This is a genomic window from Serratia sp. CY47280 (assembly GCF_052168655.1).
GTDB classification, from domain to species: Bacteria; Pseudomonadota; Gammaproteobacteria; order Enterobacterales; family Enterobacteriaceae; genus Serratia; species Serratia bockelmannii.
Window position 1 is genome coordinate 633,744 of sequence record NZ_JBJNMG010000001.1, and the last position, 22,102, is coordinate 655,845.

General features: G+C 61.5%; 12 protein-coding genes. 4 read left to right on the forward strand and 8 right to left on the reverse strand.

The genetic code is table 11. From position 1 onward, the window contains the following. Positions 1-2 precede the first annotated feature (2 nt). The 4 genes from entS to fes are packed head-to-tail and all read right to left on the reverse strand — an operon-like array spanning position 3 to position 11,470. Positions 3-1,286 (reverse strand): enterobactin transporter EntS, encoded by a 1,284-nt coding sequence (entS, locus tag ACJ8J4_RS03120; RefSeq protein WP_043137289.1) that lies wholly within the window; start codon positions 1,284-1,286, stop codon positions 3-5. Between the two features lie 60 nt (positions 1,287-1,346). Continuing rightward, positions 1,347-9,857, reverse strand: a complete 8,511-nt coding sequence (locus ACJ8J4_RS03125; protein ID WP_442515983.1) for an amino acid adenylation domain-containing protein — start codon at positions 9,855-9,857, stop codon at positions 1,347-1,349. A 51-nt stretch (positions 9,858-9,908) separates the two neighbouring features. Further along, positions 9,909-10,133, reverse strand: a complete 225-nt coding sequence (locus ACJ8J4_RS03130; protein WP_049295632.1) for an MbtH family protein — start codon at positions 10,131-10,133, stop codon at positions 9,909-9,911. Positions 10,134-10,162: 29 nt separating this feature from the next. Continuing rightward, positions 10,163-11,470, reverse strand: a complete 1,308-nt coding sequence (gene fes, locus ACJ8J4_RS03135; protein WP_264383950.1) for an enterochelin esterase — start codon at positions 11,468-11,470, stop codon at positions 10,163-10,165. A 201-nt stretch (positions 11,471-11,671) separates the two neighbouring features. On the opposite strand from fes, the gene ACJ8J4_RS03140 reads away from it, so the two are divergent. After that, entirely contained in the window at positions 11,672-13,861 is a 2,190-nt protein-coding gene (locus tag ACJ8J4_RS03140; RefSeq protein WP_141998094.1) for a TonB-dependent siderophore receptor, read from the forward strand. A 176-nt stretch (positions 13,862-14,037) separates the two neighbouring features. Here the strand turns inward: ACJ8J4_RS03140 and ACJ8J4_RS03145 are convergent, their stop codons facing one another. Continuing rightward, positions 14,038-14,814, reverse strand: coding sequence for an SDR family NAD(P)-dependent oxidoreductase (locus tag ACJ8J4_RS03145; protein ID WP_049204054.1), 777 nt, complete (start codon positions 14,812-14,814; stop codon positions 14,038-14,040). 176 nt (positions 14,815-14,990) lie between these two features. Between ACJ8J4_RS03145 and ACJ8J4_RS03150 the strand changes: the two genes are divergently transcribed. After that, complete coding sequence (locus tag ACJ8J4_RS03150; protein WP_049204061.1) at positions 14,991-15,905, forward strand: LysR substrate-binding domain-containing protein; 915 nt, start codon at positions 14,991-14,993, stop codon at positions 15,903-15,905. Between the two features lie 67 nt (positions 15,906-15,972). Here ACJ8J4_RS03150 and ACJ8J4_RS03155 read toward each other — a convergent pair whose 3' ends face one another. Both ACJ8J4_RS03155 and ACJ8J4_RS03160 read right to left on the reverse strand, forming a co-directional pair. Beyond that, on the reverse strand, positions 15,973-16,593 hold the full coding sequence (locus ACJ8J4_RS03155; RefSeq protein WP_016927684.1) for a helix-turn-helix transcriptional regulator: 621 nt from the start codon (positions 16,591-16,593) through the stop codon (positions 15,973-15,975). A 110-nt stretch (positions 16,594-16,703) separates the two neighbouring features. Next, the gene (locus ACJ8J4_RS03160; RefSeq protein WP_049204055.1) at positions 16,704-18,161 is read right to left on the reverse strand and encodes an amino acid permease; all 1,458 of its coding nucleotides are present in this window, start codon (positions 18,159-18,161) and stop codon (positions 16,704-16,706) included. A gap of 618 nt (positions 18,162-18,779) precedes the next feature. Between ACJ8J4_RS03160 and ACJ8J4_RS03165 the strand changes: the two genes are divergently transcribed. Beyond that, a complete protein-coding gene (locus tag ACJ8J4_RS03165; RefSeq protein WP_043143546.1) occupies positions 18,780-20,054 on the forward strand; it encodes a Glu/Leu/Phe/Val family dehydrogenase in 1,275 nt (424 codons plus the stop codon). 67 nt (positions 20,055-20,121) lie between these two features. Here the strand turns inward: ACJ8J4_RS03165 and ACJ8J4_RS03170 are convergent, their stop codons facing one another. Next, positions 20,122-21,111 (reverse strand): ankyrin repeat domain-containing protein, encoded by a 990-nt coding sequence (locus ACJ8J4_RS03170; RefSeq protein ID WP_264383951.1) that lies wholly within the window; start codon positions 21,109-21,111, stop codon positions 20,122-20,124. Positions 21,112-21,447: 336 nt separating this feature from the next. Between ACJ8J4_RS03170 and ACJ8J4_RS03175 the strand changes: the two genes are divergently transcribed. After that, positions 21,448-22,017, forward strand: coding sequence for a DJ-1/PfpI family protein (locus tag ACJ8J4_RS03175; RefSeq protein ID WP_142590370.1), 570 nt, complete (start codon positions 21,448-21,450; stop codon positions 22,015-22,017). Positions 22,018-22,102 lie beyond the last annotated feature (85 nt).

Here is a 22,102-nt window from a genome sequence, read left to right on the forward strand (position 1 = left end):
GGTTAGTTGTCCGCCGCCGCTGAGGTTGCCGGAGCGGGATCGTCGTGCTCAACCAACGCGTCCGCCGGCCGGCACTGGCGCAGCGTACGTACGCTGAAAGCCACCAGCACGCCGAGCACGGCGGCGAATGCACCAAACGACAGCACGCTCATCAACGGGGTGAACACCCTGCCCAGTACGCCGAGCCCCAGCGCACCGATCGAGTCGCCGGTCACGTCCTGCGCGGTGCCCAGGCTGTTCACCCGCCCAAGCAAATGATCCGGCGTGTTGCTCTGGATCAGCATGAACTGCAGAAGTGAGGCGATAGCGTTGGCGTAGCCGTAGCACACCAGCGCCAGCAGCGCCGGCGCCAGGTGGCTGAACAGCCCCAGTGACGCGATGGCGGTGAACGCGACGATAGCGGCGACCAGGATCAGCACGCCAGGGCGAGCGTATCGCCCCACCCAGCCGCTGGTCAGCGCGCCCAGCATCGCACCGAGCGGCACCGCGGAGTACATCAGGCCGATAGAGGACGCGCCAACGTGGTAAGCGTCCTGCGCCAGCGCCGGGAACAGCACCCTGACGGCGCCGACGATGCTCATCAGCATCCCCAGCAGCACCACCGAGCCGACCACCTTATTGCGCCAGACAAACTGGAAGCCGCTGGCGAGCGCACGCAGCGGGTGTTCCGGCTCCTGCTGCTGCGGCAGCAGCGTCGGCAAGCGCACCAGCGGGACCAGGGTGCCCAGCGTCCCTGCCGCCGCGACGGCGAAGGCGAGACCGACACCCCCGAACACGATGATAATCCCGCCCAGCGCCGGTGCGAGGATCGCGCCGATGCGCACCGTCACCATGCTCAAGGCCCCCGCCGCCGCCAGGTTTTCGCGCCCGACCAGCAGCGGGATCACGGCCATCAGCGCCGTCATACCCAGCGCGCCGAAGAAGCCGTCCCAGGCCGCCAGCAGGTAGAGCGCCCACAACGACGGTGCCGGTGCGAAGGCGTTCAGGCTCAGGGCGACAAAACCCAGCCCGCAGGTGCCGCGCGCAAACAGGATAAGCTTGCGGCGATCGTAGCGATCGGCAAGCACCCCGCCCAGCATCAGGCCGATAAACATACCTACGCCGTCCAGCGCCACCGCCACGCCCACCTGCAACGTGGATCCGGTCATCGCCTGGATCTGAATCGGCACCCCCACCGCCAACATGCCGAGGGAAAACACCGACAGCATGCGGGCGCAGAAAATCGCGCGAAAATGCGCATTGCTTCTCAGCAAACTGAAATCAAGAAAAAAAGAAGGTCTGGCCATAGTGTCCTGCATGTCATGTTTTAGTGCGGGCCGGGACGCACGCCCCCCGGCCCGGTTGCGTTATACCAACCCGTATTGCCGCGTCAGCAGCGAATGCAACAGCGGCCCAAGCGTCTCCAGCGAGGCCGGCGACAGAATGTCCGCGTGTTCGCAGCGCTGATGATGGCAGATCAATCCATCCAGATACGGCGCCCACACGGCGTCGATATCCATCTCCGGCGGTAGCGTCTGGTCGGCGACAAACAGCGTTGCCGTGCCGTGGAAGCGCCGGCTGCGCGCCTGAGACAGAATGCGCACCGCATCGCGGTAGTTGGCGACGATGCTGTCGAACATCGCCGCCTTCTCCGCCATCAGCGCCGGATCGCCATGATCTTCCGCCATAAACTCGGCCTGCTCCTGCGCCACCTCTTTCTGCGCGTCCTCCTCGCTGGGGCCGGTCCAATCCTGGCCTTCCGGCGGATAGGTATCCAGCATGCCGAGGAACGCCACCTCTTCACCCTGCTGCTGCAGGCACGCGGCCATCGAGTGTGCCAGCGTGCCGCCGAGCGAATAGCCCAGCAGGTAATAAGGTCCCTGCGGCTGCAGGCGGCGCAGATTGGCCAGATGACGATCGACCATCTGCTCAATGTCCTCGCAGGTGGCGATAGCGCCATCCGGCCTTGGCGACTGTAGGCCGATGATCGGGTAGTTCCCCGGCAGATAACGGCTCAGCCCTGAGTACTGCCAGGCGAAACCGGAAGCCGGATGCAGGCAGAACAGCGCGGGGCCTTGACCCGCCCGCAGCTGCAGGCACTCGCCGACGCCACGGCTCTCGGCCGAGTTGGCGGCCTGCGCGTCATCGAGCAGGTGCGCCATCTTCTCTAGGCTACGGGCAAACATGATCTGCCCGACGCTCAGTGGCCGAGGGACGCGCCGACGCAGCTCCGCCGCCAGACGCATCGCCAGCAGCGAATGGCCGCCCAGCGCGAAGAAGTCGTCGTCGGCATACACCGTCTCACGCCCCAGCAGTTCCCCGAACAGCGCTGCCAGCAGGCGCTCGCTGTCGCTCTCCGGCGTGCGGCCGCTCTGGTGGCTCAGCTGCGGCCGTGGCAATGCCTTGCGATCCAGTTTGCCGCTGGCACTGAGCGGGAAGCTGTCGGTCATGACATAGCTGACCGGCATCATGTGCGCCGGCAAACGTTGCTCCAGCGCCTGATGCAGCGCGCCGGTATCCAGCGTCACGCCCGGTTGGGCGATCAGCCAGGCAACCAGCTGGCGCATATCGGCCCCGCCCAGCCCCGTCGCGCCCTCGCCCAGTTCGATGGCGTGCACCGCCGCTTGCGCTACCCCCGGCTGTGCCAGCAGCGCCTGCTCGATTTCGCCCAGCTCGATACGCTGGCCACGGATCTTCAGCTGATCGTCGCTGCGCCCCAAATACTCGACGCTGCCGTCTTCCAGCCAGCGGGCGATATCGCCGGTGCGATACATGCGCGCGCCGTTGCCGGCGGGATCGGCGACAAACCGCTGCGCCGTCAATCCCGGCCGATGCAGATAGCCGTCGGCCAGCTGAATGCCGCGCAGGTAGAGATCGCCGGCGCAGCCGACGGGTACCGGCCGCAGCATGGCATCGAGAATGCTCAGTTGGGTGTTCCAGACCGGTTTGCCGATCGGCACGCCGGCGCCGTTCACCGCCGCCAATGCCGCGCCGGACGCCGGTTGATAGGTGACATCGACCGCCGCCTCCGTCGGGCCATACAGGTTGTGCAGCGGTGCGGTAACCAACGCCTGATAGCGGGAGGCCAGTTCACACGACAGCGCTTCGCCGCTGCAGAACACGCGTTTCAGGCTGGCGGCGGCGCGCTGTGGCGCCCGCTCGTTCAAGGCCTCCACCCAGATAGCCAACATGGATGGAACGAAATGCAGCGTGGTCACGCCATAGTCGTCAATCAACGTCGTCAGCGCCTGCGGATCGCGGTGCGCCTCCGGCGGCGCCATCACCAGACGCGCGCCGACCATCAGCGGCCAGAAGAACTCCCAGACGGAAACGTCGAAGCTGCACGGCGTTTTCTGCAAGACCACGTCCTGCGCATCGAGCGCATACTCGTGCTGCATCCAGAACAGGCGGTTGACGATCGCCCGGTGGTTCACCACCACGCCTTTCGGTCGCCCGGTAGAGCCGGAGGTATACAGCACGTAGGCGGGATAATCGCCGTTCCCCGCCGGTGGGCGCGGCGCTGGTTCGCGCCCGCTGTCGTCCAGCACATCGAACCGCAGCGTCGGCGCCAGTGCGGCAAAGCGGGCGTCCAACGCACTTTCGGTGATAATCAACCGTGGTTTGGCGTCCTCCACCATGTAGGCCAACCGCTCGTCCGGGTAGCCGGTGTCCAGCGGCAACCAGGCGGCGCCGGTCTGCACAATCGCCGTCAGCGCCAGGCTGAGGCGCACGGAGCGTGGTAACGCCACCGCGACAATATCGCCCGGCTGAATGCCGGCCGCCGTCAGCCGCTCGGCCAACAGCGCGGCCTGGCGCTGCATGTCACGGTAGCTGAGGCTGTGCCCGGCATCCTGCAGCGCGATGCGTTCCGGCGTGCGCCGCGCTTGATCGGCGATCGCCTGATGCAAGGTGGTGTCCGCCACCGCCTGTCCAGTGCGGTTGACCGCCGCGATCAGCGCCTGTTCCTGCGGGGTTTGCAACTGCCAGCGCGGCAGCGGCAGATCCGGCTGGGCGATCCACTGTTGCAGCAGCGCCATCAGCCGCGCGGCGAAGCGCTCAGGCTGCGGCACCGAGGCGCGGTACTCCATCAACAGGCGCAGACGTTCGCCCGGCAGCACCAACAGCGTCAGCGGATAGTGGGTATAGCCTTTGTTGCGGATGGCGTCGCAGCGCAGCGACCCTTCGCCGCCCAGCAGAGCGTCGTTGTCCGGGTAGTTCTCTACCACCAACAGCGTATCGAACAGCGTGCCCGCCCCGGCCAGGTGCTGGATCTCCCCCAACCCCAAATCGTCGTGCTCCAGCAGTTCAATCTGCCGGTGCTGCAGTTCGGTCAGCTGTTCCGTCAACGAACGGTCATGCTGCAGACGAACCCGCACCGGCAGCGTGTTGCTGAATAGGCCAACGTGTTCCTCGACCCCTTCTATCTGGCCAAAGCGGCCGGAAACCGGCGAGCCGAACACCACGTCCTGATGGCCGCAATAGCTGGCCAGCTGCAGCGCCCAAATGCCCTGCATCACGGTATTGAGCGTCAACCCGCGTTCGCGGCACAGGGTCAGCAAGCGTCTTTCCTCGGCCGGCGGCAGCGTCATTTCCAGCTCATGCACGCGATCGTCCTGCACTTCACCGAACAGCAACGTTGGGCGCACATCCTGCAGCGTATCACGCCAGATGCGGCGCGAAGCTTCAGCATCCCGCGCGGTCAGGCGGCGCACGATATCGGCGTAGTTCGAACGCAGCGTCGGCAGCGCCTGCTCGCCTTCACGCAAGGCCAGCATCAGATCGTTGAGCACTACCGGCGTCGACCAGCCGTCGACGATCAAGTGATGGGCATTGAGGAACAGCGTGTGGCGTTCGCTATCGCCGTGTTTGACCCACAGCGCATGCAACATTGCGCCCGGCTGGTTGAACAGATCGCGCTGCAGCTCTTTCTGCTCCAGCTCATTCAGCGCCTGCATTTCTTGCTCGTCGGACAGCGGCAGCAGCCTGTGGCTGTCCAGCGGCCAATGGCTTTCCTGCGGTATCAGCTGCAGCGGTTCGCCCTCGCTGTTGAATCGGGCGGCCAGCTGCGGATGGCGGCGGATCACCGCATCCAGCGCCTGCTGAAGGCGATGTACGTCCAATTCTCCGCAGAGGCTCAGGCGCGTCAGCGAGTTATAGCTGCCGCCCTGCTGCGCCGTCTGTGCATGGAACAGCAGGCCGTGTTGCAACGGCAACAGCGGCAGCGCCGCGGCTAACGGCCCGCACTCCCGCTCCCAGGCGCGCACCGCCTCATCGTCGGCGCCCGGCTGGGCGATCTCGGCCGCCACCAACGTTGCCGCCGCGCGATCGGGATGCCGTTCGGCAAATTCGCACAGTGCACGCACCGCTTGCTCGATGTCGCTGTGCAGCTGCGTAATGTCGCTCTCGCTGAAAATCCCCTCCAGCCAGCTCCAGTTGATCGCCAGGCAGGCGCCGTCGCGCCGCTCTTCGACAAAGATATTCACCTCCAGGCCATACGACAGCGCCTGCTGCGCATCCTGCGCCACGGCGAAGGCGTCGCGGAAGCGGGTTTGGCTGCGTTGCGGCGCCCAGTTCCCCTCGTCCTGGCTGAAGCGCCCGAGGTAGTTGAATAAAATCTCCGGCGCATTGCGCTGCGCCAGCGCCGCCAGTTCGTCACGCCGCGGATGCAGATAACGCAGCTGGCCGTAACCGATGCCGCGATCGGCTACCGCACGCGTCGCCCGTTTCACCGCGCGCACGGCCTCATTGTGCTCAGCGTCATGCAGTTCGATGCGCAGCGGATACTCCGCCGTCAGCCAGCCGACGGTGCGGGCCAGATCGAGGCCGTCGTCCAGTTCGGCGCGGCCGTGCGACTCCAGAGAGAAACGCAGCGAAGCGGCCTGGAAACGCTGGCGACAGGCCTGAGCCAGCGCGCACAGCATGATCTCTTCAACCTGGGCGCGATAGTTCTGCGGCAAGGTGCCGAGCAACGCGGCGGTCAGCCGGCTGTCGATCAGCGTGCGCCGTTCGCTCACCGAGGCGAGGCGATCGGTCTGCGGATCCAGCGCGCGCCGGCCCAAACGCGGCACGTCGTCCGCCAGCATCTGCCGCCAGAACGGCAGCTCGGCTTCGCGGCGTTCGACGTCGGCTCGTAGGCGTGCAGACCACTCATAGAGCGAGGTTTCTTCCGGCGGCAGCATGATCGGCTGCCCCTGCATGGCGCTGTCGGCCACTTGCCGCAGTTCGTCGAGCAAGATGCGCCAGGAAACGCCGTCGACCACCAGATGGTGGATCGCCAGCACCAGCCCCAGGCTCTGCTCGTCGCGCTGCAGCAGGATGGCTTGCATCATGGCGCCGGCCGCCGGATCGAGATGGTCAAGCGCGGCATCAAACGCCTGTTCTGCCGCTGATTCCAGCTCACCGGACACGGTATTAACCTGCATCAGCTCACCGGCGGCGGCGGTTTCAACCACCAACTGACCGTCGCGGATCCGCGCGCCCAGCGCCGGGTGTGCCGTGTGCAGCTGTTCCAACGCATAACGCAGCTGTTGCGGCTGCAGCTCGGCAGGTACACGCAGGAAAACGCCGTGCGCGAAGCGGCGATGCATATCGCCCGTCTCGGCAAACCAGTGCAGGATCGGCAGCCCGTCGATCGGGCCTTGCTGTACGCTGCGTGCAGCCTGAGAGTCTACGGCCAGCGGCTGCATCGCCTGCGCCATGCGCGCGGGGGTGTGCAGCGCGAAGATCTCGCGCGGCCGCAACAGATACCCTTTGCGCCGCAGGGCGGTACCCAGCCCCATCGCCGAGATGCTGTCGCCGCCGAGCGCGAAGAAATCGTCGTCGGCGCCGACGCGATCCATCCCCAGCAGCTGCGCCATGGCGCCGCAAATCAGCCTTTCCTGCTCGGTGGCCGGCTCGCGAATGCTTTGCGCCAGCGTCTCCTGCGGTTTTGGCAGCGCCTGGCGGTCAATCTTGCCATTCACGTTAAGCGGCAGCTCCGGCATCACCACCAGGATCGCCGGCACCATATAATCCGGCAGACGCTGCGCCAATTGCCCCAGCAGCTCGCTTTGCAACGTTGGCGAAGCGCGACGCGCGTCATCCTGCACCGAGCAGTAACCGATCAAACGATAGGTGGCGCCGATCGGCTCGGCGATCACCACCGCCCGCCCCACGTCCGGCAAGGCGGCCAAGGCGCTTTCCACCTCACCCAGCTCGACGCGGAAGCCGCGCACCTTGATTTGGTGATCGGTCCGGCCAATGAATACCAGCTGACCCTCCGCGCTCCAGCGCATCAGATCGCCGCTGCGGTACATCACCTCGCCTTCGGCGAACGGGTTGGCGACAAAGCGCGCCGCCGTCAGATCCGGGCGCCGCAGGTAACCGCGCGCGATGCCTTTGCCGGAAATGTACAGCTCGCCCGCCGCGCCGATCGGCACCGGCTGCAGCCGGCTGTCGAGCAGCCAGACGGCGGTATTGGCGAGGGGACGCCCGATCACCGGCTGATCGGCGGCCGTGACCGGCGCGCCGAGGGTATCGACGGTATATTCTGACGGGCCGTAATAGTTGTGGATCTCCACCTCCGGATGCTGCTGCATCAGGTTCCACAGCGTCGGCGTTGCCGCCTCACCGCCGATCATCACGAACGCCGGCAGCGGGAACTGCCCCTTCAGCAGGCCGCAGTCCACCAGTTGTGAGAAGAACGACGGCGTGATGTCCAGCAGATCGATCGGCGTCTGTTGGGTTTGTTCCAGAAGCGCCCAGGGGTCGCGGCGCAGCTCCTCGTCGAAGATAACCAGTTCGCTGCCCATCATCATGCAGAACAGCGGTTCCCAGGAGGAGTCGAAAGAAAACGAGGCGGTATGGCCGGCGCGCAAGCGGCGCGCGTGGCGAGCCTGGAATTTTTCGATCGCCGGGCCAAACAGAGAGGCCTGGTGCGACAGGAACAGGTTCAGCAGCCCGCGGTGCGTGGACATCACGCCCTTGGGTTTGCCGGTCGAACCGGAGGTGTAAATCATATAGGCCAGATGCGCCTCGTTCAGCGGCGCACGCCGTTCGTCGTCCGTTATCGGCGTGGCCTCGGCAGCCGCGCAGCGCGCCAGGCACGCTGCGTCGTCCAGGCACAATACCTGCGGCAGATCCGGCATATTGAGCTGCGTCGCGCGGTGGGTCAGCAACATTACCGGCCGCGCGTCGTCGCACATCAGCGCCAGGCGTTCACGCGGGTAATCCAGATCGAGCGGCATATAGGCCGCGCCGCTGGCCAACACGCCGAACAGCGCGACCAGCGTGTCCACCGAGCGCGGAATGCCGATGGCAACCACGTCTTCAGCGCCGATGCCGCTTTCGATTAGCACTCGCCCCAACTGCATCACCCGTTCGGAGAGCTGCCGGTAGCTGAGGCGCTCGTCGCCGCAGGCCACCGCCAATGCCTCAGGCTGGCGTTCAACCTGGCGCTGGAACGCATCCAAGATTGACACCATGCCCGTCGGCGGCGTCAGATCGGCGCCGCGCCCCCAGGCCGCGAGTTGCCTTAGCTCCCCTTCGCCGATCAGCGCCAGTTGAGCGTTCGGCTGGTGCGGCTGTCGCGCCAACTGCTGCAGCCAATGGCCGATGCGCTCCGCGTGATGATGCAAGGTGCGCGGCGAGTATTTGGCCGGGTTGGCCACCAAAGACAGCGTCAGCACGCCGTTGCGAAAGCCGATCTCAAACTCCAGGTCATCGACCGGCCCCATCGCCAGCGTATGGGTAACGGCCGCTTGGCCGTCGAACGACAAGGCGCTGTGGTAGACCTTGACGTTGATCACCGGCCCGTACAGTTCCTGATGGCCACCGACCAGGCCGAGATCGCGCTTGATCTGCTCCGCCTCATAGCGTTGATGGCGGCGCGCCTGTTTGATCTGCGCTACGGTCGCCTGGCAGACGTCCGCCAGCGACAGCTCCGGCGTCACGTTCAGCAGCAGCGGCAGCACGTTGACCACCGGGCCGACCGCCGCCAGCGCCTGCGACCCCATCCGCCGCATGAAAGGAAAACCGACTGAGAAGCGGGTTTCGCCGCTCATGCGCGCCAGATACATCGCCAGCGCCGCCGTGACGATGTCGGCCGGTTGCAGCGCCTGCAACGCGTCGTCGCGCAGCGCTTCGTCAAACAGTGACTCCGGCAGCACCAGCACCTGTTTGAGCGGCCGGGCGCCCGGTTCAACCTCCCGGCTTTCCGTCGATAATGACAGCGGCGACGGCAGTTCGCGCAGATGCTGGCGCCAGAATTCGGCCGCCCGCTCACGTGCGGGCGACGTTTGCCATTGCTGAAACTCTTCCACTACCTTGCCGAACGGGGTAAACGGCGAGGCCACCGGCGACAGCCCGTGGCGCAGCGCGCGATAGATATCGGCGATCCGGCGGGTGATGGCTTCGAAACTGAAGCCGTCCAGGGTCAGATGATGAAAGCGCTGGTACCAAAACCAACGATCGGCGCTGACGCGGATTATCGCATGGCGATAAAGCGACCGTTCGCCGTCCGCAGGCAAATCCTGCGCCAGATCGTCGTTCATCAGCGCCAGCGCCGCCTGTTCGGCGTCCGGCTGCGCGCTGAAATCGAACCACTCCGGCGCCTGTACGCGCGCAGGGTCGGCTATCAACGGGAGACGCTGCACCGGCTGGCCGTCCTGCGCCTCAAAGAACCGCGCCTGAACCGTATCCGCTTCGGCCAGCCCCTGACAGATCGCGCGCTCCAGCGCCGAACGATCGATAGCGCCGTGCAATTCGGTGTAGTGCGCCACGGCGAAGCTGTTGCGCCGCAGCGCGATTTGGTCGGCGATCCAGATCCCCGGTTGCGCCGCAACCAGCGGATAATCCCGATACTCGACCTGAGTATCCGGTAAAGAAAGCGTTTCTGACATGGTGTCTGTCCTTTCCCTCAAACGGAATGTATCGATGTGGCTGCCTGGCGCTTAACGCGCCGCATCCGCCGCTTTCAGCGCCGCCGGCCGCATGTCCTGCCAGTGCGTTTCGATGTAGTCGATGCATTCGCCGCGCGACGCCGGCCCCATCAGCACGCGCCACCCCTGCGGCGTATCGGCAAACTGCGGCCACAGCGAGTACTGCTGTTGCGCGTTGATCAGCACGGAGAAACGGAGATTTTCGTCATCGAACGGGTTCTGTTGTTCCTGAGTCATTTGCCTTACCTGTCTGTCAAAATGTGGGATTACTTCATTGCGGAAAGCAGCTGGCGCACGCCGTCCACCAGGCCGCCACGCCAGCAGAGCGCATCATGTCCGCCGGAAAACACGCGGTATTCGGCGCGGTGCCCTGCCGCCGCCAGCGCCTGATGCATCTGGCGATTAACGAATTCGATGTCCGCCTCTCGATCGCCGGCTTGCTGAATCACGGTGAGCTTGGGCGCCGCCGGGCTGCGTTGCCGAACCTGGCGTATCAGCCAGCCTTCTTCCAGCTCGTGGCGTTTTTCGAACTGGGTAACGAATTGCACCGTAGGCCACCAGAAGGAGCCGGACTGGCTCAGCACGTGGCCGAAGCGCTCTGGCCAGTGCAAACCGGCATATAACGCCGCCAGCCCGCCGTAGCTCTGGCCGGCGACGACGGTGCGCGCCCCTGCCTCGCTGAACGGTTCGCGCCGCTGCGCCTGCGGCAACAGTTCGTCGATCACCGCCTGCCAAAACGCGGCGTTGCAAGGCAGCTCGTTTTCCCGGTGTTCGCCGTCGATCGCATCGATCAGCAGCCAACATGCGGCCGGCAGGTGCCCTTGTGCGGTTTCGTGCTCGATCACCGGCAACAGCGCGTGCTTTTCGATCCAGTTTTGGCCATCGAGCAGCAGCACCAGCGGGCGATTCGCTTTCATCGCCGCGTCGCCGCTGGCATACAGCCAAACTCGCCGCTGGTTATCCAGCCGTTCGCTCTGCCACTGGAAAAGCTGCAGCCGCGCCTCCTCCAGTGGCCGATCGACGGCCTGCCAGGCGCTTTGATCGTCGGCATCCGGCCCTTGCGCCAGGGATACGGGCCGCGGGCGATGAGACGGTCCCAACGAGAGACGATTCAGCGGATCGGCAATCGCCAACGGGGACAGCGATACCCACCAGGCACGCTGCTGGCGGTCGCGCAACGTTTCGTCGTCGCTGAATGCGGGGGGAAGATCCCGGTCGGTAATGGGGATCAGGCTGTAGCTACCGCGCCAGCGGCGATCGACTACGGCCGAGCCGTACCAAACGTCGGTGCCGGGGAGCCGGGTCAGGCCGCTGGGGGACGTGCTGTGGTGATCGGTAATGCCGTTGATATCGGCGTAAACGCGGCATATCGGCGAGTGCCGTTCATCGCCGGCGGGATCGCGCCATAGCCAGGTCATTTTGACGTGACTGTCATCGTGCGGTTCGACGACAGGCGTGCCCTGAGCGGCAACCTTCTGCCACCACGCGGATTGCCCTGCCGCCTCTTCACGCAGCCACTGCGCCGCCAATCCCTCACGACCGTTTTCTGGCCTCTTTTCCGGCAAAAACTCCATAGCGCCCCTTACATAACATGAGTGTCTTTTACAAAACCTGACAATCGTATTGATACTCATTATCATTTTCAATACTATTTGTCGGATTTTTACCGTCGTGCAAACACGACGTCTCCACGTCGACGGGACAAGACCGCTTGTCGGCATTTCGGGGTTTATCAGGGTGGCATGACACACAAAAGCAGGTATTCAGGAGAGATAATGAAGACTAAAAACAAAGGGATAGAAAACGCGAACGCGGAGGCGATGTCCGCCAAGCGTCTGTTGCTGGGATCGGCGCTGGCCTTACTGCCCTTGGCGCCACACGCGTCCGCCGCAGCGGACGAGACGATTCTGGTGACCGCCGACGCGCAAAACAGCGTGACCGCGCCGGTCAAAGGGAGCGTCGCCAAAGAGAGCGCTGCCGGCACCAAGACCGCCACCGCTCTGCGCAAGACGCCGCAGTCCATCTCGGTGGTCACGCGCGAGCAGATGAACGATCAGGAGCCGGCGTCGGTCGCCGACGCGCTGAACTACACCAGCGGGGTGATCACCACCTACCGCGGCAACTCCAACCGCAATGACGAAGTGATCAGCCGCGGCTTCCGTTATGCGCCCAAGCTGCTCGACGGCCTGCACTTTGGCCTCTCGAGCCAAAACGGCGGCGCCGGGCAGATCGATCCCTGGCTGCTGGAGCGCGTGGAGATGGTGCACGGCCCGGCCGGCGTGCTGTACGGCCAGGTCAGCCCCGGCGGCGTGGTGGTGATGACCAGTAAACGCCCCACCGCCCAGAGCATTCACGAAGTCAAATTCAGCACCGGCAACCGCCATCTGGCGGAAACGGCGTTTGATTTTGGCGGCAAACTTAACGACGACAACACCCTGTTCTACCGCCTGAACGGTATCGCCCGAACCGAACATGAGTTTGTCAAAGACAGCAAGCAGCAACGGGTGGCCATCGCCCCGGCCTTCACCTGGCTGCCGAACGAAGATACCAGCTTTACGCTGTTGACCAGCTACCAGAACGATCCGAAAGCCGGATCGCGTAACTTCCTGCCGCGTTCCGGCACGCTGTTCCCGACCAGCGCGGGCTACGTGCCTTACGACTTCAACGTCAGCGAACCCAGCTTCAACAAGTCGCGGCGCGAACAGGCGTCGATCGGCTACAGCCTCGAGCATAACTTCAGCGATGCGCTGTCGTTTACCCAGAACCTGCGCTTCACCCACCGTGATGAAGACTATAAATATCTGGTTTATAACGTAAACTCGACGGTCAACGACCACACCGTCACCCGCATGGCGCAGCATGAAACGCAGATGACCAACGAGTTTGGCGTGGATAACCAGTTGAAGGGTTTGTTCGACACCGGCGAGGTGAAGCACACGGTGCTGGGCGGGTTGGATTACCGCTACAGCCATATCGATTCGAAGATGTATCGCGATCGCGGTAACGATTACCCGATCGACTGGGCCAACCCGGTTCGCCCCAGCATCGATGGCAGCACGTTGGCGCTGGCTTCCAGCGATTTGAAGACGCTGAATCAGGTCGGGGTGTATCTGCAGGACCAGCTGGAGTGGAATAACTGGAACCTGCTGCTGTCCGGCCGTCAGGACTGGTCGCAGGTCAACACCCGCGATCGCACCAGCGGCGGCAAAGAGCAGACCTATAACGATGCCCAGTTCACCGGCCGCGCGGGCCTGCTCTACGCCTTCGACAACGGCATTTCACCGTATGTCAGCTACAGTACCTCGTTCGATCCTAACCTGTACCCAAGTGCCGCGGGCGCCGATCCGCTCAAGCCGACCACCGGCAAGCAAACCGAGGTGGGCGTGAAGTACCAGATCCCGGGCGGCAACACCCTACTGACCCTCTCCTGGTTCGACATTACCCAGCGCAATGTGGCGTCTTATAACCGTCTCACCTCCGCCTACGAGCAGATCGGTGAGGTGAAATCCAAAGGGATTGAGGCGGAAGTGCACGCTCAGCCTACGCCGGAGATCACGCTGACCGCCGCTTATACCTACACCGACGTAGTGACCAAAGACTCCAACTCGGCGGATGAAATTGGCCACAGCCCGGCGGGCATCCCGCGCCACGCGGCCTCCGCCTGGGGCAGCTACAGCGTCCTGAGCGGTGCGCTGAACGGCCTGACCGTCGGCAGCGGCGTGCGTTACATCGGCGATGCGCCGGCCGACGCCACCGGCCAGTACGACGTGCCGCACTACACGCTGTACGATGCCATGGTGAAATATGACCTCGGCCAGGCTTCGTCGGCGCTGCGCGGTGCGGCGCTCCAGCTCAACGTGCAGAACCTGACGGACAAGAAATACGTCTCATCCTGCAGCGGCGAGTACGCCTGCTTCTACGGCAGCGGCCGCAGCATCATCGCTTCGGTCAACTACCGCTGGTAACAAAAAGGGGTGGCCAACATCGTAATGTTTGTCAGTTAGCGTTTTTCTGAAGGTATTGATGACGTTTTCGGGCGATAAATGAAAATGAGCAAGGGGCCGTAAGATGCTGCCCCTTGCAACCCACGCCTTTGTCCAATCCCCATGCCGCACGCGGGTTAACTCGTGCGGCATGGTCATCAGGCGTTACGCCCCGCCATCACGCCGCCATCGATATCCCAGATAGCGCCGGTCACCCAGCCAGTCTTGTCAGAAAGCAGGAAAGTGATGGTTTCCGCGATGTCGACCGGTGAACCCACGCGTCCGATCGGATGAAAGCTGTCGAAGCTGTTCATCACATCCTTCACGTCGTCTTTCGGAATGAAGCCCTCATAAATCGGCGTGTGAACGACAGCTGGAGAAACCGCATTCACACGGATCCCTTTTTCACCCAGTTCAATAGCCAGGTTTTTGGTCAGCGCGTGCAGACCGGCTTTGGCCATTGAGTAGGCTGAAGACGGTGTGGCACCGATGGCCTGTCGTGCCCACATAGAGCCAATATTGACGATAGCGCCTTTGATATCGGCCTCGACCATATTGCGCACTACGTCGCGGGTGATAAAAAACGTGGCGCGGTTAATGCTCATGTACATGTCATAGTCTGACGCTTCATGTTCTGTAAACGGTTTCGGGAAGAACACGCCAGCCGCATTGACCAGCAGGCTGATATCTTTGTGTTCGGCGTTAATGATGTTCACTACATGCTGCAGACCTTCTTCTTTCATAAGGTCTGCAACGATGACGGAAACCTGGCCGTCTGCAGCCAGCGCCTGACGGGCCTGCTCGGCTTTGTCCTGACGATGGCCAACAAGCACCACGCTGCCGCCGCTTTTCAGGACCCGCTTCGCCGTTTCGAAGCCCATACCGCTTGTACCGCCGACCACTAACAGTTTTTTGCCAGCAAAAGATGTATTCATCGCTAACCTCTTTACATTCATCTGGTTGTCATTAATAAGAAGCCTGGCTTCTCATCGTGTGAAACCAGATTGCCACCCTGAAAACCGATTGACGACTGAGAAGAAATTGCGACACAGGAAAGAAAATCTTTCTCGCCGGCGTATACTGAGGAAAAGAATGAATCAGGATGATCACAATGCGATCGTTAAACCGACTTAAATGGCTGCACGCTTTTGAAGCCACCGCCAGGCATGGCAGTTTTACCGGCGCGGCACAGGAGCTGGGTGTCACACCCGCCGCCGTAGGTCAGTTGGTCCGTTCGCTGGAAGACTGGGTCGGACACCCGCTTCTTCACCGCACCCGCTCCGGCAAGGAGCGACTGACGCTGGTAGACGAAGCGCAGGAGGCCCTACAAGATATCACTCAAGGTCTCGATAAACTGGAAATCGGTTTAAGTAAGCTTCGTGGTCGCCGGTCACGCTCGGTGGTCGTGGTGACGGCGTCCCAGGTACTGATGATGAACTGGCTGATGGACCGCCTGAACCGGTTTGCGGAAACGCATGAGAATATCGATCTGCGGCTTAACGTCACGGAAAAGCTGATGGACGTGTCGTATGGCGAGGCTGATATCGGCATTCGCTGTGGACAGGGAGAGTGGCCCGGCGTGAGTAAAACCTGGCTAATGGATGAGGAAGCCGTGCTGGTCTGCAGTCCACGCCTGGCTCCCCCCGAGAAAATGGCCTGCAGTGAATGGCTCGCCACGCAAAAACTCATTCACGATGACACGCCGCATCCTGGTGCGGATTTTCCATCATGGGGTGATGTACTGAGAGCGGTCGGTGCGCCCGAAACGCGGGAAAGCGGGCTGCATATCAATTCTACTTCAGCAGTGATCCTGTCGGCGCTGAGCGGCAGGGGCGTGGCCATCGTTCGAAACGCTCTGGTAAAGCAGCTTATCGAGACCGAGCAGTTGGTTCATCTCCATCCCGACCATCGCTGGCCACTTAGATGGTCCTACTATCTGGTCACCCCGCAGCAACATGTCATGCGTGATGAAGTGAAAATTTTCCACGACTGGCTTCTTCAGGACGTCGTCTCAGACCGTTCATAAACGATCATCGCAGCTATTGCGCTACCTCGGCATTCGCCCTGGGGCGTCGTGCCCTTTCCCGCCGCCTTTACTCCTGCTTCAATTCCCGCAAGTGCTTGTACACCGTGGCGCGCCCCATCGACAGCACATTGGCGATGTAGTCCGCGGCGCTTTTGGCCTTGAACGCGCCCTGATGGTAGAGATCGCTGACCAGTCGCCGTTTTTGTTCGCGGCTCAGCGCGCCGAGCGCGGCGTTTTCGCGCCGCAGCCAATCGTGCAGGAAAGTGTTGATCTTCTCCTGCCAGTCGTCTTTGAACAGCTCTTGTGGCTGAGGTTGCAATCGCGTGACCGACAGGAACATGTCCAGCGCGTTGCGGGCGTCCTCGAACATCGCGGTGCTCAGGTTGATGCACAGCAGATAGCTGGGCTTGCCCTGTTCGTCGCGTGCGGCAATGCTCACCGAACGCATCTTTTTGCCGTCCCAGTTCAGCTTCTCATAGGGGCCGGTCACGCCGGCGCCGCCATCGAGCTCGAAGTCTTCCAGCCCGGCGTCGTCGCCCGGTTTGCGCTTCGACAGGTTGTTCGCCAGATAGGCAATCTTGTTGGTGGCCAGATCGTGGATCACCACTTCCGCATTCGGGAAAAACAGCGCCGCGATGCCGTCAGCGACCGAGCGCAAAAGTTCGAGTTGAGAAGAAGAGTTCGGCACGCTGGGGGTCTCCGTATGGCCCGGTTTGGTTTGCTGTTCAGCCGCTTAGCATACCGCAGTTGCCGCCGCTTGCCGAGTGGAGCGGCAGCAAGCGGCGTATCCTTTGCCGGTTATTCCGCCTCGGTGCCACGCCGATAAAACACGTAGCTCTCGCGCGCCACGCTGTCGCGGACCCGATAGCGCCAGATCAGCCCGAGCGTGGTAAACCACAGCGGCATGCTGCACAGCGCGATCAGCGTATCGCTATCGAACACCATCAGCACCAGCGTAAAGGCGAAGAATGCCAGCGTCAGCCAGGCCATCGCGACCCCGCCTGGCATTTTGAAATTGGAATCGGCGTGCAGATCCGGTCGCTTCTGGCGATACACCAGGTAGGCGACCAAAATCATGCCCCAGCTGTAGACCACCAGGATCGCCGCCACGGTAGAGACGATGGTGAACAGCGTCATGACGTTCGGCACCAGTATCAGCAGCAAGGTGCCGGCCACCATGCAGAAGCAGGAAAACAGCAGGCTGCGGATCGGAATGGCCGTGGTGCGAGACAGAATGCGGAACTGACCGTGGGCGTGCTTTTCCATCGACAGGCTGTACAGCATGCGGGTGCTGGAATACACCCCGCTGTTGGCCGAGGACATCGCCGAAGTCAGCACCACGAAGTTGATCACCGCGGCGGCAGCCGGCAGCCCCGCCCGATCGAACAGCATCACGAACGGGCTGCTGTCCGGCGAGATGTGGCTCCACGAGGTGACGGCGATAATGGTCAGCATCGAGCACACGTAGAAGACGATGATGCGCGCCGGGATCGCGTTGATCGCCTTCGGCAACACCTTCTGCGGGTTTTTGGTCTCCGCCGACATCGTGCCCAGCAGCTCGATGCCGGTACAGGAGAAAATGGCGATCTGGAACCCGGCGAAAAAGCCGAAGATGCCGTGCGGCATGAAAATGGCGGGATCGGTGACGTTATACAGCGAAGCGGTCACGCCATCCGGCGAGGTCCATCCGCTGAACACCATCCAGGCGCCGGTGGCGATCAACGCGACGATCGCCACCACCTTGATCATCGCAAACCAGAATTCGGCTTCGCCGAACATCTTGACCGACAGCATATTGAACAGACACAGAAACCCCAGCGTCAGCAGCGCCGGCAGCCAGGGCGAGACGTTAGGCAGCCAATACTGCACGTAGCCGCCGCACACCACCACGTCGGCAATGCAGGTCACGACCCAGCTCAGCCAGTAGGACCAGCCGAGAAAAAAGCTGGCGCGCGGCCCCAGGTATTCGGAGACGAAATCGGCGAACGAACGGTAATCGAGCCGCGTGAGCAGCAGCTCCCCCATCGCCCTCATGACCATGAACATGAAAAAGCCGACGATGGCGTAAGTCAGTACGATGGAGGTGCCCGACAGCGCGAGGGTTTTCCCGGCGCCCATAAACAGCCCGGTGCCGATGGCGCCGCCGATCGAAATCAGTTGAATGTGGCGCGCGCTCAGCCCGCGCTGCAAGGTTTGGGCACAGTTTGGCCCCTCGGCTGAACCTGGGTTCAGCCGATCGCAGTGATTTTTTGTCATGGTGTTACCTGTCCGTCATTAAGGCGATTAAGCAACCGATATGCGGCTGCAGCAGGAGTGAAACGCCCGTGAGCGTTCTAACCGGCAAAAAAGTGAGACCGAACGCTGCCCGCCCCGTTGTAACAGGGAGGTAATAATAATGGGTACCGAGAAAATGCTCTCGTGAGCCGTCGTATCGCCCACGTTTGGCGAACATAGCCTGAGCGTGGTGGGTAAATACTACAATATCAAATAGTTATGCTTTCCCTTGTGCAACAAAAAAACGACGCCGGAGTCGTTTTAACATTAATTTAACTCTGGCGAGGGGAAATGCCATTGTCAACATGGCAGTTAAATAAAATGAAACTTTTTGATCACATTCAAGCTTCTGAAAAATAGATAAAAAGGGTTTTTATGCGCTTTATATGCATAAAATATGCATGAGCTCGCTCACCGTCGACAAAAAGTAATTAACTATTCATTTGCCGCCCTGCAGGCGGCGAAAAACCGTCCGCTGGCCCGATGAGAGGGGGGCTAACAACCGGCATAATTAGTGGTAAATTTAGCGTCGCAAAGTGTTATGCGCTTGCTAATCCACGGTTAAACGAAATAAATACCTCTAAAATATAAAGGTTGGTTATGGAAAAGCTATCCTACGCTTCAGACAGCAGCACCACCGCTTGGGCTACATATCTGCAACAAATCGATCGCGTCGCCCCTTACCTCGGCGACCTCTCACGCTGGGTTGATACGCTGCGTCACCCTAAACGCGCTTTGATTGTTGATATCCCGCTGCAGATGGACGATGGCACCATCCGTCACTTCGAAGGTTTCCGCGTACAGCACAACCTGTCGCGCGGGCCGGGTAAAGGCGGTATCCGCTTCCACCCTGACGTCGATCTGAACGAAGTGATGGCCCTGTCCGCCTGGATGACCATCAAGTGTGCCGCGGTCAACCTGCCGTACGGCGGCGCCAAGGGCGGCATCCGCGTCGATCCGTTCAAACTGTCTGAAGGTGAACTGGAGCGACTGACCCGCCGCTACACCAGCGAAATCGGCTTCATCATCGGGCCACAGAAAGACATCCCTGCGCCGGACGTCGGCACCAACGCCAAAGTGATGGCCTGGATGATGGATACCTACTCCATGAACCACGGCACCACCATCACCGGCGTAGTGACAGGCAAGCCAATCCACCTCGGCGGTTCCCTGGGCCGTGAGAAAGCGACCGGCCGCGGCGTGTTCGTCACCGGTAGCGAAGTGGCCAAGCGTCTGGGCGTGCAGATCGAAGGCGCCAAAGTGGCGGTACAAGGCTTCGGTAACGTGGGCAGCGAAGCGGCCCGTCTGTTCGTCGGCGTCGGCGCGCGCGTCGTCACCATCCAGGACCACTCCGCTACCCTGTTCAACGCCAACGGTATCGATCTGGTCGCGCTGACCGAATACCAGGCCAAGCACAAGCAGATCGCCGGCTTCCCGGGTGCCAGCGAGATCGAGAGCGAAGCGTTCTGGTCGGTTGACATGGACATTCTGATCCCAGCGGCGCTGGAAGGCCAGATCACCCGTCAACGCGCCGAAATCCTCAGCGCCAAGCTGGTGCTGGAAGGGGCTAACGGCCCAACCTTCCCAGAAGCGGACGACATTCTGCGCTCCCGTAACATCACCGTGGTTCCGGACGTTATCTGTAACGCCGGCGGCGTAACGGTCAGTTACTTCGAGTGGGTTCAGGACATGGCGAGCTACTTCTGGAGCGAGTCCGAGATCAACGAGCGTATGGACAAGATCATGACCGACGCGATGGTCCACGTCTGGAACAAGGCCGCAGAGAAAGAGTGCAGCCTGCGCACCGCGGCTTACATCGTGGCTTGTGAGCGCATCCTGACCGCACGTAAAGAGCGCGGCATCTACCCAGGTTGATGCCGGCTTATTTGGCCTGCGAGCGGGCCATTGTTTCAGGGGGCGAAAGCCCCCTTTTTCGTTTCACCTATTTTTGAAACAAGGCCACGATTTCTGGCGAATACAGGTCGGGATATTTTTCTGCCGACCCGAGTATATTCTGACGAACCGTTTTACCTTTTACGCTTGGATCTGCTGCCACATACTCTGCCGGGAAAGCCAGCGCATCTTTATCGGCACCCGCAGCCAACAACGCCTTGACGCAGTCAGGATTATTGCTGGTCAGGCTTTCCAGCAGTGGTGTGCCAACAGGCCAGGCCTGTTGCTGGGGCGGTTGAGCATCGATAGAGGTTCCGGGTTTATGCAACAAGGCGATACGCTGTGCCGCTTGCGGGTCCGGCTGGCCGTCCTGGGAAGAGTCCCGCGTGCAAACAAAGTGTAAAGGCGTTGATCCTACCTTGCTGACGCCATAAGGGTCTGTTCCGGCGGCTACCAGCAGTTTGATGACCTCCAGATTAGCCGCCCCTTCCCCCATTATCGGTGAGAATCCTTGCGGGGTAACCTGCTTGGCATCCGCACCAAATTGCAGCAACAGTTTCACCAGCGCGGGCGCGGCTCCTTGGCTTTGGGTGGCGGCAATAAGTGGTGTATTAGTCCCCCCTTGTGCAATGACGTTGGTATTGGCACCTGCTTTTAGCAAGCTCTGTAAAATGTGAAGGTCATCATCGGATAATTCAGACTTGTCGGTATTTCCCAACGCTGACAACAATACGGTTTCTCCATTGTCACTGATGGCTTGATTCACATTCACCGACATATCAAGAAAACGATCGAGCAGCGCCGGCTGTTTGTAATAGGCGGCATACCATAACGTTTGAATAGTAGGGTGAGCGCCATTTTTTATCAGTTCATTAATGGTGTCCATATCGCTACTACTCTTAGAGTAAGCATACGTCATTACCGACTCATCGAGTTTTTGGGTAAGTTCCTCTTGTTCCCCAGCGTGTGCTGCAACCGAGCTCCCCAGCAGGCTCAGCGCCAGTGCGCAGGCTGTGGCACAGCGATTTAAAATAGGCATTTTTTTGTTCCTTCAAAATAATAAAAAAATTAAACAAGTGCTTTCCATTATTACGCAATGGTCATAATCACAGAACTCTGAAGTATTCGTATGAAGCGTGCTAACAGATTTCTCTTCCATTTTAGTGGGGAGCCGTTTTTCTACCATAGGAAACAAACGAAAATCAAATTCATTACTGATTAGACCGCCAAGATAATTATGGCCTTTATTCTTGCCAAGAAAGTCAACTCAATTTTTACGCTTTTTAATCGTGTATTCCACAGCACTTTGCGGTTCGCATTCCCAGGGGCGCTGGGCTATACCTTAGGCATTCCCCCTCCTGCAGGAGTTGTGATCATGAGCAAGAAAAAAATCCTGATGCTGGTCGGCGACTACGCCGAAGATTACGAAACCATGGTGCCGTTTCAGGCATTGCAGATGATCGGCCATTGGGTGGACGCCGTGTGCCCCGGCAAAGCCGTCGGCGACTACATCCAGACCGCGATCCACGACTTTGACGGCGCGCAGACCTACAGCGAGAAGCCCGGCCACCGTTTCACCCTGAACGCCGACTTCGCCGCCGCCAAAGAAGAGCACTACGATGCGCTCTTGATCCCCGGCGGTCGGGCGCCGGAATACCTGCGCCTGAACCCCGAGGTGATCGCGCTGGTGCAGGCGTTTGACGCCGCGAAAAAACCGATCGCCGCCGTTTGCCACGGCCCGCAGCTGCTGGCGGCGGCCGGGGTGTTGAAAGGCCGCACCTGCAGCGCCTACCCGGCCTGCGCGCCGGAGGTACGGCTCGGCGGCGGCCATTATGCGGAGATCGGCATCGATCAGGCCCACGTCGACGGCAATCTGATCACCGCCCCGGCCTGGCCGGCGCATCCGCAGTGGCTGGCGAAGTTCGCCGAGGTACTGCAGCAATAAACGCGCAACCTCGTACCGCTCTTGCGGCACGAGGTTATTGTCACTCGTCATGCGGGTATCAGCGCCCCCGCCCTAAATCGCTTGA